Raw genomic sequence first — 14,418 nt, 5'->3', positions numbered from 1 at the left:
CTGCGCCATCCATCAACCGCAACGAGGAGTTTGATAGCTATGGAAAAAGTCATCTATCTGCTGTGGCGTGATACTCAAGTCAGTCCTGATACCTTCGCCCATCGCCTGCGCAGTGAGGTCGCCGGGCAATTGCAGGCACTCGGTGCCCGTAATGTGCAATTGAACCTGGCCGATGCCGATGTTCTGCCTGCAGCCGGCCTGCGCCAGGAAAACAACCGGCCATTGCCCGATGGCAGCCTGTCGCTGTGGCTGGACAGTGCCAACGGGCCGGCTCGTCGCCCTTTCGATCACTTGATCAGCGCGGCAACGGCGCGCATGGCCGCCTACCTGGTCTGCGAGTCGGTTGCTATCGCCAATACTCGCTTCCCTGCAACGCCAGGTGAGCGTACCCACGGCTTTGCCCAACTGGCCCTGCTGACCCGCCCTCCACGCCTGACCCCCGAGGCCTGGCTGGACATCTGGCGCAACCATCACACGACGGTGGCCGTGGACACGCAAGCCAACTTCCAGTACGTGCAAAACCTGGTGGTGTCGGCACTGACGCATGGAGCCCCACGGATCGATGCCATCGTCGAGGAATGTTTTCCGCCGGCGGCCATGACCGATCCCATGGCCTTTTTCGATGCGGTGGGCGACGAAGCGAAATTCCAGCGCAACCTGGCCGCGATGACGGACAGCTGCAGCCGCTTCATCGATTTCGACAGGATCGACGTGCTGCCTACCAGCCAGTACTGCCTGTAGGACCGGGAAATCGTCATGTGTGAAGGCCCCTCACGCGAATTCACTGCAATAGCATGCCCGCCGGCGCTAATGATCACTGCGGCCGCAGCCATTAATTCCATCGGTTATTTGAGTGAGGAGCATTCGTTCTATTGGGCTTGGTACAGGTAGCTAATCTACTGAACTTGAGAGGGAGCAACCTTCAGAAAGGCGAAAGCATATGGACGAAAATATGATCGAAACCGACTACCTGATCATTGGTGCTGGCGCGACGGCCATGGCTTTCGTCGATACGCTACTCAAGGAAACGAATGCACGCGTCATGATGGTGGATCGACACGATCGACCTGGCGGGCACTGGAATGATGCCTACTCGTTCGTCCGATTGCATCAGCCCTCGGCTTTCTATGGCGTCAACTCACGGGAACTGGGCAGCGCAACGAAAGACCAGGCGCCACTGAACTCGGGCTTGTATGAGCTAGCCTCCGGCACTGAGGTGGTGAGCTACTTCGACCAGGTGATGAATCAGCAGTTTCTGCCGTCAGGTCGAGTCCGTTACTTCCCCATGTGCAACTACACCGGCGACCGCATTGACGACCACCGCTTTACCTCACTGGTCAGCGGCGCAAACCATCAGGTCCGGGTGCACAAAAAGGTGGTGGACGCCACCCATGCCCAGACGGCAGTTCCCTCGACTCACCCGCCCAGGTACAGGGTGGAGCCCGGCGTGGAATGCGTGCCACTGAACGACCTGCCGAAGATCCGGCACCCACACTCTGGCTACGTAGTGGTGGGATCGGGCAAGACCGGGATCGACGCTTGCCTGTGGTGTCTGCAAAACGGTATTGCGCCCGAAAAAATCTGCTGGATCATGCCGAACGACCCGTGGTTGATCGACCGGGCCAACCTGCAACCTGGCCTCGACAGCTTCGAACGAACAATCGGCGGCCTCACGGCACAATTTGAGGCCATCACAACCGCAGACTCGATCCCGGACCTGTTCTCCAGGCTTGAGGCGACGGGCCAGCTCCTGCGCATAGACAAGTCGGTGGAACCCACTGCTTACCGTTGCGCCACTGTCACACAGGCGGAATTACGTGAGCTTCGCCGCATCGACAACATTGTGCGCCTGGGGCGGGTGCGAGTGATCGAGCCAACGCGCATTGTGCTTGAGCAGGGCAGCATCGCCACGAGCCCGGGTGCTCTGCACATTGACTGCAGCGCCAGTGCCATCCCGTCACTGCCTGAAATGAAGGTGTTCGATGGCGGCAAGATTAACCTGTTGATGGTAAGCACTTGCCAACCCTTGTTCAGCGCAGCCTTGATCGCTTATGTGGAAAGCCACCTGGACGATCAAGCGCAAATGAACGCGCTTTGCACCATGGTCCCCCCGCCTCACGTACCCACGGACTGGATCAGAATGTGGGCGGTCTACCTGGGTAACCAACTACGCTGGGGAGAACATGAAGGCCTGGCCCGCTGGATCAGGCAGTCGCGTTTGTACTTTCTGACGGCGGTGGTCAGGGGGTTGCAGGAAACCGACACCGAGAAACTGGCACAGCTGCATCGCCTCTCTGTCAGCAGGCAGCAGGCTGCGGCGAATCTGCCGCGGTTGCTGGGGTCCATCGCTTGAATTGCAGGAAGCACACATGAACGAGCCACACCTCGAAATGCTCGACATCAACGGCATCCGCATGCAGGTCGCCATCCAGGGCTCAGGTCCATTGGTCTTGCTATGCCACGGATTCCCGGAGCTGTGGTACTCGTGGCGCCACCAGCTTGCTGCGCTGGCGGCCGCCGGCTATAGAGCGGTCGCGCCCGACATGCGTGGCTATGGCGGCACCGATGCGCCGGCCGAACCCGACGCCTATACCACACTCCACCTGGTGGGCGACATGGTGGAGTTGGTCAACTCACTCGGCGAACAGCAAGCCGTGATCGTCGGCCATGACTGGGGCGCGCAGGTGGCCTGGAGCGCAGCATTGATGCGGCCCGATCTGTTCCGCGCAGTGGTCGGCATGAGCGTTCCCTTCTCGCCACCGGGGCGCGTGGAGCTCCTGAGCGCGCTGGCCTCGCGAGGTATCAGCGACTTCTACATCCAGTATTTCCAGACGCCGGGTGTGGCCGAGGCCGAGCTGGAAAGGGACGTCGAGTCGTCGATCCGGCGCATCTACTTCAATGGCTCGGGTGACGGGCCCGATGGGCCGGTGTTTGGCCAGCTGCAGCCGGACCAGGGCTTCCTGGGGGGGATGATCGAACCCGAAACCCTGCCAGCCTGGCTAAGCCTTGCGGATATTGCCTACTACACCCGCGAATTCACCCGCAGCGGATTTCGCGGCGGCTTGAACTGGTACCGCAACATGACGCGCTCATGGGCACTGCTGGCACCCTGGCGCGGTTGCATTATCCGGCAGCCGTCGATGTTCATTGCCGGGAGCCGCGACGCCGTGCTGAAGTTTCCGGGCGCCCCGCGGCAGATCGAAGCCTTCGCGCAGACACTGCCGGGCCTGCGCGGGTGTCATATCCTCGAAGATGCCGGCCACTGGATACAGCGCGAACGCGCGACCGAGGTCAATGAGTTGCTACTGGGCTTCCTGAAAAAACTCTGATCAGGAGCTTGAATTTCTATCCATAGTGGGAGGGCCGGTATGGCACCCCTGAGAACCACGCCCGCCAAAAGACGAAACCTGACTGCAGAACTCGTCGCTCGCGTTGAGCGTTTTGAGCCCGATCCCGGACCCGAACCGGGCACGACCGAACACACCGAAGCAGAGTTTGATGCGATGGTGGAGGCACTGTTGTTTGAATACAAACCGCAGGAGCTCTGGATCTTTGCTTATGGCTCACTGATATGGAGTCCGGAGTTCGATTTTTTGGAGAGCCGTAGCGCTACCGCCTTCGGCTGGCATCGATCGTTCTGCCTCAAACTGACTCGCTGGCGCGGCACGCGCGAGTTGCCAGCCCTGATGTTGGCCCTCGACCGGGGCGGAAGCTGCAACGGGTTGGCATACCGGCTTCCAACGCAAGACCATTTCAAGCAATTGGGACTGTTGATGGTCCGGGAAATAGACGCAAACCCACCAACCAATATTCCGCGCTGGATTTCGGTTAAAACCGAGTCCGGGATAGTGCGTGCATTAGCTTTTGTCGCAGCACGCGACGGAATGGCCTATGCCGGAAAGTTGCCCATGGAAAAGGTTGCCCATGTATTGGCTCGCGCAGCCGGGCACTGGGGCTCGGCGGCCCAATACCTGTTCCGGACTGTGACAATGCTCGAGGAGCATGGCATTCGGGACCGAAATATGTGGCGGATACAAAGCCTTGTCGCACAGGAAATCGAAGACTCCCTGCTTGCTGCGCAATAGCCAGGTTGGGCGAGCGAATCCCGCGATGCTCGCCCTTTGGCGGTTATCCACCCGACAAAAGCTCCATTTGGCTTGAGCGCCTGTAATGGGTCGATTGCGGTCCATTGTGACCGGTTGAATCCACAGCCAGGAGCGGACATCGAGATAACAAACCGCAAAGGGGCCGCACACTGACGTTGTTGGTTATTTAAGCAGCGGCCCCTAGAACTTTTCCCTATTTATCGGTCTATGTGAATAGGCACATTCACTCGGTAAGCGCGAACTCACCTGCTTCCCGCAGCCAGATGGTCACACGTCAAAATGTCAATCAGAGGTTGTCTTCGCTCATGAAATTCCATGACCCACGGATGGTGCTCTTCGGCCTGTTCGCGTTCGCGGCAGTGGGCTCGGCATCAGCAACACAGATGAAGACCCCAACCCCTGTTTTCGCAACTGAAGTCGCAGTAGTTCAGGTTCCGGTCCACGCTGCCGGCAACCCTTGGCCGACCTTGGTCAGTACGGCCGGCAAGCAGCCAGGGCCGTTGCTTGCCCATGACGACCGATACTGGCATGACGACCGTTGGCACAATCGTAGAGACGATTGGCGTAGAGATAACTGGCGCAGAGAGCAAGCCCGCCGAGAAGCAGAACGCCGTCGTGATTGGGAGCGCCACCAGGATCGGGCCATGCGGCACCGCTACGAGGACGAGCGCCGCTACTATCGTCGCTAGTGCGACGCTTAGGGATCAATCCGCCTGCAACATGGGCGATGCACCGCCAACTTGCGAAACCAGGACTCAAACCGACCCGATATGGCAGTGCTCGCCCACCAGGTTGTAGACATCAAGCGGAAAACGTCGACGAGGTATGAATCGGATATTTATTCAGCGCTTCCCAAGTGAAACCTGACCGTCCGCTTCAGGTCATTCGCAGCCCCTCGCCCCTCAGACCCCAATGATAGAATCTTGTTTTGGAAAAGGAGTTTCATCTGTGGAGGCTGGAAAAAAGAGTTGCCCCTATTGCGCGGAAGTCATCATGGCTGAAGCCATTTTATGTAAACACTGCCAATCTGACCTCAGGCAAAAAATACGCATCCCACCTGGGTGGCCACTGCCGTCAGAAAAGAGAATTGGCCTGGTCAGCAAGATCGTCGCCGGAATCATTATCGCCATTACCTTGTACCTGGCTTTTGGTTTTTATGTCGGCAACACATCGCAAGACAAGGAAAGAATGCAGGCCCGAGATGCCGCCGAACGATGCCGCGAGGAAGTAGACAGCTACTCCGGCCCAGCAGTCGGGAAAGGCGTAATCGCAGAGGTTTGTCGAAAGCTGGAGGACGAATTCCGCAAGAGTCTGGACCACGCGCTATAGGAAAAGCCGATTACGAAGCCCGCCATTAAGCGGGCTTTTTTTGCCTTTGGCATCAGGTAGAAAACGGCCAAAAGCAGTCGTTGAACTGTTGCCCTGGCTTCGAATCTTCAGGAGTACTGCAACCGACAAGGAGTAGATGACCGTGCGCCTTAAAACCGCAGGATTTGCCGGCGCCTGAAAACGCATATTGCCAGCCGTTGACTACGTCTGTGAGTTCCTCGTCTGGCTTGTCATTGCACGAATCAAAAATACCGTCATGATCCCGTGCAATATGACCACTGGCCACAATAAAACCCCACTCGATTCCCCCGAGATACCAACGTAGGCGAGATAAAGCGTAACGGCTGCGTTATAGATCAACATCCCGAGCATTGCTGGTCCGGGCCAGCAGGCGATGGCCAATGCGATGAGGGCGATGCCGGCCAAGGGGACGACGACGCCCGTCAGTTCGATGCCAAGCAGAAGTTGCCCGATCAGCGACGGGACAAGTATCAGCGCCACGCCAGTGGCTGCCTCGATGATCGCGGCGAAAACAAGCAGTCCTTTCATCACATGGGCGCTCCGTCCCGGGCTGTATAGGTGCAAGACTGGACGGCCCTGGGGAATTGGTTAACCCGATTGCTACTAAGCCTTAGTGCTTATCGTGATTAGCCTTGGTGGAAAGTTCCGGTACAGCAGCAATACTCCACCCTGCTGCGAAAACTATTCGCAGTATAGCGTGGGGCAATAAGTCATGAACTTAAGCGTCTGCGAAGCGAAAGAATCTCGATTTTCGTTAATCAAGCGATGCCTCCGCCAGCCGTTATTGCACTTTCTGATCGCCGGCTTTGCACTCTTTGTGTTGTACGGAGGTTTACACCGTTCAACCCTTGATCAAGATCCGCAACGCATCGAAATCACCCCTGAAGTTGTTCAGCGGATCGCGATTTCCTGGCTGGCGCGATGGCAACGACCCGCATCGGAGCAACAGTTGCAGGGCCTGATTGATGAATATGTGAAAGAGGAAATCCTCTATCGCGAAGCACTGAAACTTGGCCTGGATAAAGACGACACTATTATTCGCCGCCGACTGGCGCAAAAAATGGATTTCCTTGCCGAAGATGTAGCGTTACTTCGCGAGCCGGCACCCGGTGTACTTGAGGCCTGGTACAACCAGCATCAGGACCAATATGCCCCGCCGCCACTTTTGACCTTCCATCATTTGTTTTTCGCTTTGGACAAACGTGGTGCGGATGCGCAAGCGCAGGCAAAGTCCGCACTCAGTGGGCTGTCTGACAAGAACAGTGGTGAAGGCGATGCCTTCATGTTTAAAAACGCCTACTCGGAACAATCCCGGGATCAGGTGGCGCGGGTCTTTGGTTCAACGTTCGCCATTTCATTGTTCAAGCAAACGCCGGGGGGTTGGGTGGGGCCTGTGGAGTCGGGTTTTGGCTGGCACCTGGTGTGGATTGATGCGCTGGCCAAATCACCTCCTCCACCCTTCGAAGCCGTGGCCCAGCAGGTCAAGTCCGATTGGATGTCCGAACAACGCAGCGCATCGAAACGCGCGAATTTCGATGCACTGAAAGCACGCTATGAGGTCGTGGTGATGATACCTGCTTCCACCGGTGCGATTGCCGCCTCACACAGGGAGCGGCCGTGATGCGGTGCACGGTATGGCTGCTGTTGGTGCTCTGGTTCGTGGGGCTGACGGCCATGGCCCATGAGTCGCGCCCCGCTTACCTGGAGCTCAACGAAACGGCCGCCGGGCGCTATGACGTACTCTGGCGCACGCCGGTGCTTTCAGGCATGCGGTTGCCGATTGCGCTCCGGTTTGCCGAAGGTGTGCGTACTGTCGTTGAGCCCGTGGAAAGCGAACTGAACGATTCACTGATCGAGCGTCGGGTCATTGATGCCGGCCCCGCAGGACTGGTCGGGCAACGTATTGCATTCATCGGCCTGCAAGCGAGCATCACCGATGTGCTGGTGCGTGTCTCGCGCCTGGACGGCAGCCTGACGACCACCCTCGTCCACCCTGCGCAACCCTGGATAGAGATCGCGGCCACGCCGGGAGCGTTCTCGGTGGCCGGTGCATTTCTGGTTCATGGTATCCAACACATCCTGGGGGGCTTCGATCACCTGCTGTTCGTCTTCGGTCTCCTGCTGCTGGTGGGTAATGGCTGGATGCTGGTGAAGACCATCACCGCATTCACCCTCGCCCATTCCATCACCCTGGCACTCGCTACACTGGGTGCGGTGCGGCTGCCCGGCCCTCCTGTGGAAGCGACGATTGCGCTGAGCATTCTGTTGCTGGCAGTGGAAATCGCCCGCAAGAACCGTGACGAAACCAGTTTCACCCTCCAGTGGCCATGGGTGGTGGCGTTCTGTTTTGGCTTGTTGCATGGCTTCGGTTTTGCCGGTGCGCTGGCGCAAATCGGTTTACCGCAGCGCGATCTGCCGCTGGCGCTGTTCACCTTCAATATCGGCGTCGAGATCGGCCAACTGATGTTCGTCGCCGTCGTGTTGAGCCTGCGCGCACTGCTGCTGCGTTGTCGACTGCCACGGCCTGCAGTCCTGTATGCCCGACCGATTGCTTCTTACGGGTTGGGTACGCTGGCTGCCTTCTGGTTTTTCCAAAGAGTCTCGAGTTTCTTGTCCTGAGTTGCACCCTGTCATTGCCGTATTCCGGAGACGTGGAATATGAAAAACCCTACACACTTCACCGCGCCAACACTGCTCGGTTGTGCCGTGCTAACTGTCAGCACACTGGCATTGGCAGAGGGCAACCCGGATCGCGAGGTTTACTTTGGCCAGACGCACTCGCACAGTTCCTGGTCGATCGATGCCTACCTGATCGGCAACCACCAGGTCGATCCCGAGCAGACGTACCAATACTCACTTGGGATGCCGATCAAGCATCCAATGGGGTTTGAAGTGCAACTCAAGGGTCGCCCGCTGGATTTCCATGGTGTGACCGACCACTCGGAATACGTGGGCGTGATTGCCCTGGCCAACGATCCGAAGTCAGACTTCAGCAAGCTGCCCATCGCGCAAAAGCTGATTGTCAAAACCCCGGAAGATTTCAACCGGGTGTTCAAATGGATCGCCGGCAGCTTGAGCCACCCGATCAAGGAGCTGATTGATCCGAAGGTTGCCGGCAACATCTGGCAGCAGAACATCGCCATCGCCGACAAGTACTACAAGCCCGGCAAGTTCACCACGTTTGTCGCCTATGAATGGACCTCAGCCCCCAACAATCAAAACATGCACCGCAATGTGTTTTTCCGCGACTCGAAGAAGGTGCCGGACATGCCCTTCACGGCCCTCGATTCGGACAAACCGGAGGATTTGTGGGGCTGGATGGACGATCAACGCAAAAAAGGCAACGAGGTGCTGGCGATCTCCCACAATGCCAACCTCAGCAACGGCCTGATGTTTGCGGTGGACGTAGATGACCGCGGCCGCCCCATCGATGCCGCCTGGGCCGAGACGCGGATGCGCAATGAATCCCTTACCGAAATTCACCAGGTAAAGGGCACCTCGGAAACCCACCCCGAACTGTCGCCGACAGACGAATTTGCCAATTATGAAGTCATGAGTTTCCTGCTCGGAATCGACAACAGCACGTCGAAAATCAATGGTAGTTACGTAAGGCAAGCCTGGCAAAACGGCATGGCTTTGCAGCAAGCTCGTGGATACAACCCTTACAAAATGGGCGTGGTCGGCGCCAGTGACTCGCACAATGGGGTGATTCCTTATTCGCAGAGCGACAACTTCGGCTCCCACGGCTTTACCGACAGCACCCCGGCGGCGCGTCTTTCCGGCAAACAGAACTCGGGGTTGATTGCCTTGCAAACCAGCACCTCCGGTCTGGCCGGTGTCTGGGCTGAAGAGAACACCCGTGAATCGATCTTCGATGCCATGAAGCGCAAAGAAGTCTATGGCACCAGCGGCGTGCGCATCCCCGTGCGCATGTTTGGTGGCTGGGGCTTCGACAGCAGTTTGTGGAATGAAAAAGACTGGGTGCATGCCGCCTACGCCAAGGGCGTTCCCATGGGCGGCGACTTGCCGGCAAAACAGGGTAAACAGACGCCGTCCTTCGTGGTGTGGGCGGTCAAGGATGTCGACGATGGCAACCTCGACCGAATCCAGATCATCAAGGGCTGGACCAAAAACGGCCAGACCTTCGAGAAGATCTACGACGTCGCCTGGTCCGGTGATCGCCAACTGGACCAGGCCTCCGGCAAAATCCCACCGGTGGGCACCACGGTCGATGTTTCCAAGGCGACCTACACCAATACCATTGGTGCCACCGAGCTGAAAAAAGTCTGGGTCGATCCGGATTTCGATCCGGCCCGGTACGCGTTCTACTACGCTCGCGTGCTACAGATTCCGACCCCGCGCTGGAGCACCTATGACGCGGCCAAGCTGCAAGTACCGCCGCCGGCCGACGTCTCGGCCACCGTCCAGGAACGTGCGTGGACTTCGCCGATCTGGTACACGCCGACAGCTGAGGACAGCAAGCTTGTCGCTGCGGGCAAAACCATCGATCAGCTGAAAACCGAAGGCGCCAAAGCGCTCACTAACGAGCAGTTGCAAGCCTACGTGGTGGGCAAAACCATCAAGGTACGCAATACCGTCACCGGCCAGACATTCGAGATCGTCTATGGCACCGAAGGCCAACGCCTGGTCACCAGCGTCGATGGCAAGCCGCCTACGCAAGGGGAATACCTGAACATGCTGCATGACGGCCAGTTTGGCGTGCCGGCCAACTATGAAATCAAGGACGGGCATCTAGTGACAACACTCGGCGGCACACCCTTCGAGGCCACAGTATTCGAGCAAAACGGCAAATACATGGCGGCTCGCAGCAACGAGTTCGGCTATGTGAATTATGAGGTTGAGGAGGTCAAGTAGCGCCGAAGCCAGCAGCGATGTTCTGCATACATCGGTACTGGCAGATTGCCACGAACCGATATTGCCGTAGTTCAGAAAAAAGCTGTTCGCGAATCGGCCCCAATGTACTTATTCAGACATTGATACTTGAATGGGCGCTGTTACCGAAAGCAGTCATCGATGGAAGTTCGCTTTGGGTCGGATACAGCCCTTCACGACAGGCAGAAATCGGCCAGAGTCCGTCAGTGAACGGAGCAATAACAAATGAGTAGCTATGCTTGTTTTGTTGCCAGACTCTGATAGCAACATCGTGAAAGGAGGCGTTTGAGATGCAACTCATCACGTTGAAAATCGAAAAGCCGGATGTGACTAACTTCATTTTGGGTCAGACGCACTTCATCAAATCCGTCGAGGACATCCACGAAGCACTGGTGAATGCCGTGCCAGGTATCCAGTTTGGCGTGGCTTTTTGTGAAGCCTCCGGTAAATGCCTGGTGCGATGGTCTGGCACCGATACCTCAATGATTGAACTGGCACAGAAGAATGCGAAAGCCATCGCCGCAGGCCATAGCTTCATCGTTTTCCTGGGTGATGGTTTCTATCCGCTGAACGTGTTGAACACCATCAAAATGGTTCCAGAGGTTTGCCGTATTTTTTGTGCAACAGCCAATCCAACCGAAGTGATTCTCGCCGAGACGCAACAAGGGCGAGCAATCCTGGGCGTAGTGGATGGCTTCTGTGCCCAAGACATTGAAGGCGATGAAGACATCCTGTGGCGCAAGAACCTGTTGCGGCAGATTGGCTACAAGCTGTGAATGGCAGAGCGAGCACGCTTGGCCCTGCGTACCCTGCACGGGGTGCTGGCCTGACGCCTGTGCAGGGTGCCCTGCAACCAGGCATCACTCCCTGTCGAGCGCATCGATGATAGGGCATGTGCCCCCGCCGCCGCTTGCATCGCATTGCCGCACCAGTCCGCCCAGCACCTGCTGCATTGCTGCAAGGTCGGCCATCTTTTGCTCGATCAAGGCCAACTTGCGCACGGCCAGTGCCCGAGTCTCCCTACAACTGCAGGCCGCATCCAGTGTCAGCAGTGCGCCCACCTCATCCAGCGTGAATCCCAGCGCCTGTGCCCGTTTGATAAAGCGCAGCCGTTTGACCTGCTCCGGTAGATAACACCGATAACCGACAAGCGGCTTTGGCGGCTCATCCAGCAAGCCACGTCGCTGGTAATAACGAATAGTCTCGATGTTCACGCCGGCAGCTTCCGCCAACTTGCCGATACTCATTCCTGTCGCCATCACACGCCTCTTGATTCTGTACCTGGGTACGGAGTGTAGAGTGACTCCAGGTTGGAAACCATCAGGCTCGACGTGCAGAACATGACCTGTGCGGTATGTCCGGTCACGGTCAAGGGATCACCGGAGCAGCTGCCCGGCGTGAGTACCGTCAAGGTCGATTTAGCCGAGAGGATGGCCAACGTCATCTATGACCCCGATAAAGTCGATCCCGAGGCGCTGACCAAAGCGACGACAAATGCAGGCTATCCCTTAACCGTGCACAAATGAGGCAGCCATGAATCCCGTCATCCTCGAATCCGTGCTGACCTGCCCGCATTGCAGCTTCGCCAAGCAGGAAGCCATGCCCACAGATGCCTGTCAGTTTTTCTACGAATGTGACAATTGCAGGACTCTGCTACGCCCAAATCCCGGTGACTGCTGTGTGTTCTGCTCGTTTGGCTCGATGAAGTGCCCGCCGATCCAGGAGCAGCGCGGATGCTGTGGCATTCGGACGAATGTTCCTCCACATGCGGGGGATCCCATTTTCGGGGAGGAGAGTTAGGGTCCGCTTTCGTCTGCAGGAAGTAGCCTGGAACATAGTGCAAAAGGCCCCAGGTTTGCGGACAAGCGTCTTTCACTCAAATGGCTTGATTATTGCGTTATTGCTCATACGAGCTCCCAACTTACCAGGCACCCATGTAAAAACAGCGGTTATGGGAGGTGTGTCATGTGGAATCAACCTCTGATGCTTGTGGTGATCTACCTTACGATCACCCTCAGCATCGGCTGGTTGTGGTCCATTGCTATCCTGTATTGGCTTTGAACCAATGGGAAAAGTGAATCACCACCTGATTTTATAAACACAGATGACCGGCAGCTATGGCCAAAAGCAGACGCCCGATGATTTTTCGCAAAACAGAGCGCCCGCTCACCGCTACGACTCTGAATCGCCCCAGCCTTCCAGGACGTTTAATGCATCAGTCGTCGTTGTCGTCGCGATCGCGGTAGCGACGGTGATCGCGATCATAGTCACGAGAATCATAGTCACGACGATCATAGTGGCGGCCATAACCTTGATCATCGTCATCCCTCTGGTCGTAACCACGTCGATGATCATGGTCGTGATATCGGCCGTACCTTTCTCCATCATCCCAGTGAGGGCCACAGCCTCCCAACAACAAGAAACTGAAAATGGCCAGGATCGTGATGACTGCGCGATTCATAGGAACGTCCAAAACATCGGGGGTATTGAATGGTTATGGCTGCTGGAAATCTTCATCCGGACAACGTTCAGCCGTAACTGTGACCACTGACTAACTTAATGATTCCGTTGAAAAACACAGACACGTGATGGTCACACTCGTGAACTAATAACCCTTGGACCTGTCGACCAGATTCAACAAAGGCATTCCCTCGCTTTCTCTTCGCAGGTTCTCGACTATCACCGCCACACCCCCTCGGCACCCGCCATTATCCGGTCGTCAGTGCGCCAGCATTCGATCAAGGTGCAGATTTGCTCCCCCGCCATCGGTGCCGAGCTCAGCAACGTCAACCTGGCCGACGCTGCCCAGGATCCCGAACTGATCGCAGAGATCAGGGCGCTGTGGTTGAAGCACAAAGTGCTGTTCTTTCGAGACCAGGACATTACGCCCCTGGAACAACAGCACTTCGCCGCGCAATTCGGCGAACTGGAAGGTCATCTCCTGGCACCGAGCCATCCGGAGGCGGACAAGCTGCTGATGCTGTACCGCAACCTTGACCCGAGCAAGCCCAAGACCTTTGTCGAAAAGGCCAGTCGCGAAAACCTCTGGCACACCGATGTCACCTTCAAGCCGGCTCCGCCTCGCGGCGCGATATTGCGCTGCGAACAGGGTCCTGAATCCGGCGGCGACACCCTGTTCTCCAACATGGTGATGGCTTACGAAAACCTGCCCGACACCATCAAGCAACGGATCGAAGGCCTGTTCGCAAAGCACAGTGCCGAGCACTCCTTTGGTGCCCAGTTGCCCCGCGAAGAACGTCACGCGATGGCCCAGAAGACCCCCGCCGCTGAACACCCGGTGGTGCTTATTCATCCTGAAACAGGCGAAAAGGTGCTGTTCGACAACTCTGCATTCACCACCCACTTTTCGAATTTCTTCAACTTCGAGGATATCCGCTACGGCCAGAACTTCATGCCAGAGGCTCATCACCTGATGAACTACCTGACCTCTCAGGCGGCGATTCCGGAGTACCAGGTACGCCTGAAGTGGCGCACCAACACGGTTGCCATGTGGGACAACCTGCAAGTGCAGCACTACGCGGCGGCTGACTACGGCAATGCACCCAGAAAGATGCTGCGCGCGACCCTCGCGGGTACCCCGCTTACCTGATTCGAACAGTCTCCCCAGAGAAACCGGGGCACCCGACCAGCAGAAATTGTCGGGCGGCCTTGGCTGCCGACGAAAAGTCGATCTGAACCGCATCATCGGAGAAATGACATGCTCTATGAACACGTCGACACCGCAGTCATCGATGGCGAATCGCTGCCGTGGATACCCTTTACGCCCTATGCCGAAAACGTCCTGCTGAAGTACTTCAAGCTTGACCCGATCCGCGGTGAATGGATCGTCATGATGAAGTCGCCGATCGACATGCAACTGCCCAAGCACCACCACACGGGTACGGTGATGGTCTACAAGATCGCATCCTTGGAGATCAGCTGATGTGTCGGCGCTGATTGATCACGACAGCGCGCGCGAGTTGATGGAGAAACTCGTCAGAGAAACTCCGAAAATTTTGTGCAACCACTATTCCTTTTGAGATGTGACCCGTCCTGAATATCCCGTTCT

General features: G+C 57.1%; 17 protein-coding genes. 14 read left to right on the top strand and 3 right to left on the bottom strand.

What is annotated here, in order from left to right; all coding sequences use genetic code 11:
- The first annotated feature begins 39 nt into the window (after window positions 1–39).
- From AC3IT6_RS12390 to AC3IT6_RS12365, 6 genes are all read left to right on the top strand, one after another.
- Entirely contained in the window at window positions 40–741 is a 702-nt protein-coding gene (locus tag AC3IT6_RS12390) for an EthD domain-containing protein (RefSeq protein WP_489355845.1), read from the top strand.
- 199 nt (window positions 742–940) lie between these two features.
- Window positions 941–2,353 carry an NAD(P)-binding protein gene (locus tag AC3IT6_RS12385; protein WP_489355843.1) on the top strand — a complete coding sequence of 471 codons (1,413 nt, stop codon included), beginning with the start codon at window positions 941–943 and terminating at the stop codon, window positions 2,351–2,353.
- Window positions 2,354–2,369: 16 nt separating this feature from the next.
- Entirely contained in the window at window positions 2,370–3,329 is a 960-nt protein-coding gene (locus AC3IT6_RS12380) for an alpha/beta fold hydrolase (RefSeq protein ID WP_489355841.1), read from the top strand.
- 39 nt (window positions 3,330–3,368) lie between these two features.
- Window positions 3,369–4,085 (top strand): gamma-glutamylcyclotransferase, encoded by a 717-nt coding sequence (locus AC3IT6_RS12375; protein WP_489355839.1) that lies wholly within the window; start codon window positions 3,369–3,371, stop codon window positions 4,083–4,085.
- A gap of 326 nt (window positions 4,086–4,411) precedes the next feature.
- The gene (locus AC3IT6_RS12370; protein ID WP_489355837.1) at window positions 4,412–4,795 is read left to right on the top strand and encodes a hypothetical protein; all 384 of its coding nucleotides are present in this window, start codon (window positions 4,412–4,414) and stop codon (window positions 4,793–4,795) included.
- A gap of 304 nt (window positions 4,796–5,099) precedes the next feature.
- On the top strand, window positions 5,100–5,435 hold the full coding sequence (locus AC3IT6_RS12365; RefSeq protein WP_489355835.1) for a hypothetical protein: 336 nt from the start codon (window positions 5,100–5,102) through the stop codon (window positions 5,433–5,435).
- Between the two features lie 201 nt (window positions 5,436–5,636).
- Here AC3IT6_RS12365 and AC3IT6_RS12360 read toward each other — a convergent pair whose 3' ends face one another.
- The gene (locus AC3IT6_RS12360) at window positions 5,637–5,984 is read right to left on the bottom strand and encodes a hypothetical protein (RefSeq protein ID WP_489355833.1); all 348 of its coding nucleotides are present in this window, start codon (window positions 5,982–5,984) and stop codon (window positions 5,637–5,639) included.
- Window positions 5,985–6,168: 184 nt separating this feature from the next.
- Between AC3IT6_RS12360 and AC3IT6_RS12355 the strand changes: the two genes are divergently transcribed.
- The 4 genes from AC3IT6_RS12355 to AC3IT6_RS12340 all read left to right on the top strand — a co-directional run bounded on the left by AC3IT6_RS12355 (window position 6,169) and on the right by AC3IT6_RS12340 (window position 11,125).
- Window positions 6,169–7,077, top strand: coding sequence for a peptidyl-prolyl cis-trans isomerase (locus tag AC3IT6_RS12355; protein WP_489355830.1), 909 nt, complete (start codon window positions 6,169–6,171; stop codon window positions 7,075–7,077).
- The gene (locus tag AC3IT6_RS12350) at window positions 7,077–8,075 is read left to right on the top strand and encodes a HupE/UreJ family protein (protein WP_489355828.1); all 999 of its coding nucleotides are present in this window, start codon (window positions 7,077–7,079) and stop codon (window positions 8,073–8,075) included. The genes AC3IT6_RS12355 and AC3IT6_RS12350 overlap by 1 nt, the downstream gene beginning before the upstream one ends.
- A gap of 39 nt (window positions 8,076–8,114) precedes the next feature.
- Window positions 8,115–10,331, top strand: coding sequence for a DUF3604 domain-containing protein (locus tag AC3IT6_RS12345; RefSeq protein ID WP_489355826.1), 2,217 nt, complete (start codon window positions 8,115–8,117; stop codon window positions 10,329–10,331).
- Between the two features lie 308 nt (window positions 10,332–10,639).
- Window positions 10,640–11,125, top strand: coding sequence for an adenosine-specific kinase (locus AC3IT6_RS12340; protein WP_489355824.1), 486 nt, complete (start codon window positions 10,640–10,642; stop codon window positions 11,123–11,125).
- An 84-nt stretch (window positions 11,126–11,209) separates the two neighbouring features.
- Here the strand turns inward: AC3IT6_RS12340 and merR are convergent, their stop codons facing one another.
- Window positions 11,210–11,608, bottom strand: a complete 399-nt coding sequence (merR, locus tag AC3IT6_RS12335) for a mercury resistance transcriptional regulator MerR (protein WP_489355822.1) — start codon at window positions 11,606–11,608, stop codon at window positions 11,210–11,212.
- 51 nt (window positions 11,609–11,659) lie between these two features.
- On the opposite strand from merR, the gene AC3IT6_RS12330 reads away from it, so the two are divergent.
- Window positions 11,660–11,875: a heavy-metal-associated domain-containing protein gene (locus tag AC3IT6_RS12330; RefSeq protein ID WP_489355820.1), complete on the top strand. Its 216-nt coding sequence runs from the start codon at window positions 11,660–11,662 to the stop codon at window positions 11,873–11,875.
- 7 nt (window positions 11,876–11,882) lie between these two features.
- A complete protein-coding gene (locus AC3IT6_RS12325; protein WP_489355818.1) occupies window positions 11,883–12,149 on the top strand; it encodes a GDCCVxC domain-containing (seleno)protein in 267 nt (88 codons plus the stop codon).
- Between the two features lie 415 nt (window positions 12,150–12,564).
- Here AC3IT6_RS12325 and AC3IT6_RS12320 read toward each other — a convergent pair whose 3' ends face one another.
- On the bottom strand, window positions 12,565–12,810 hold the full coding sequence (locus tag AC3IT6_RS12320; protein WP_489355816.1) for a hypothetical protein: 246 nt from the start codon (window positions 12,808–12,810) through the stop codon (window positions 12,565–12,567).
- Window positions 12,811–13,086: 276 nt separating this feature from the next.
- Between AC3IT6_RS12320 and AC3IT6_RS12315 the strand changes: the two genes are divergently transcribed.
- Both AC3IT6_RS12315 and AC3IT6_RS12310 read left to right on the top strand, forming a co-directional pair.
- Complete coding sequence (locus tag AC3IT6_RS12315; RefSeq protein ID WP_489356541.1) at window positions 13,087–13,959, top strand: TauD/TfdA dioxygenase family protein; 873 nt, start codon at window positions 13,087–13,089, stop codon at window positions 13,957–13,959.
- Window positions 13,960–14,067: 108 nt separating this feature from the next.
- Window positions 14,068–14,292, top strand: a complete 225-nt coding sequence (locus tag AC3IT6_RS12310; protein ID WP_489355814.1) for a cupin domain-containing protein — start codon at window positions 14,068–14,070, stop codon at window positions 14,290–14,292.
- The last annotated feature ends 126 nt before the right edge of the window (window positions 14,293–14,418 follow it).

This window comes from Pseudomonas sp. KH_017, assembly GCF_057840285.1.
This window is presented reverse-complemented; position numbering and strand designations above follow the sequence as displayed.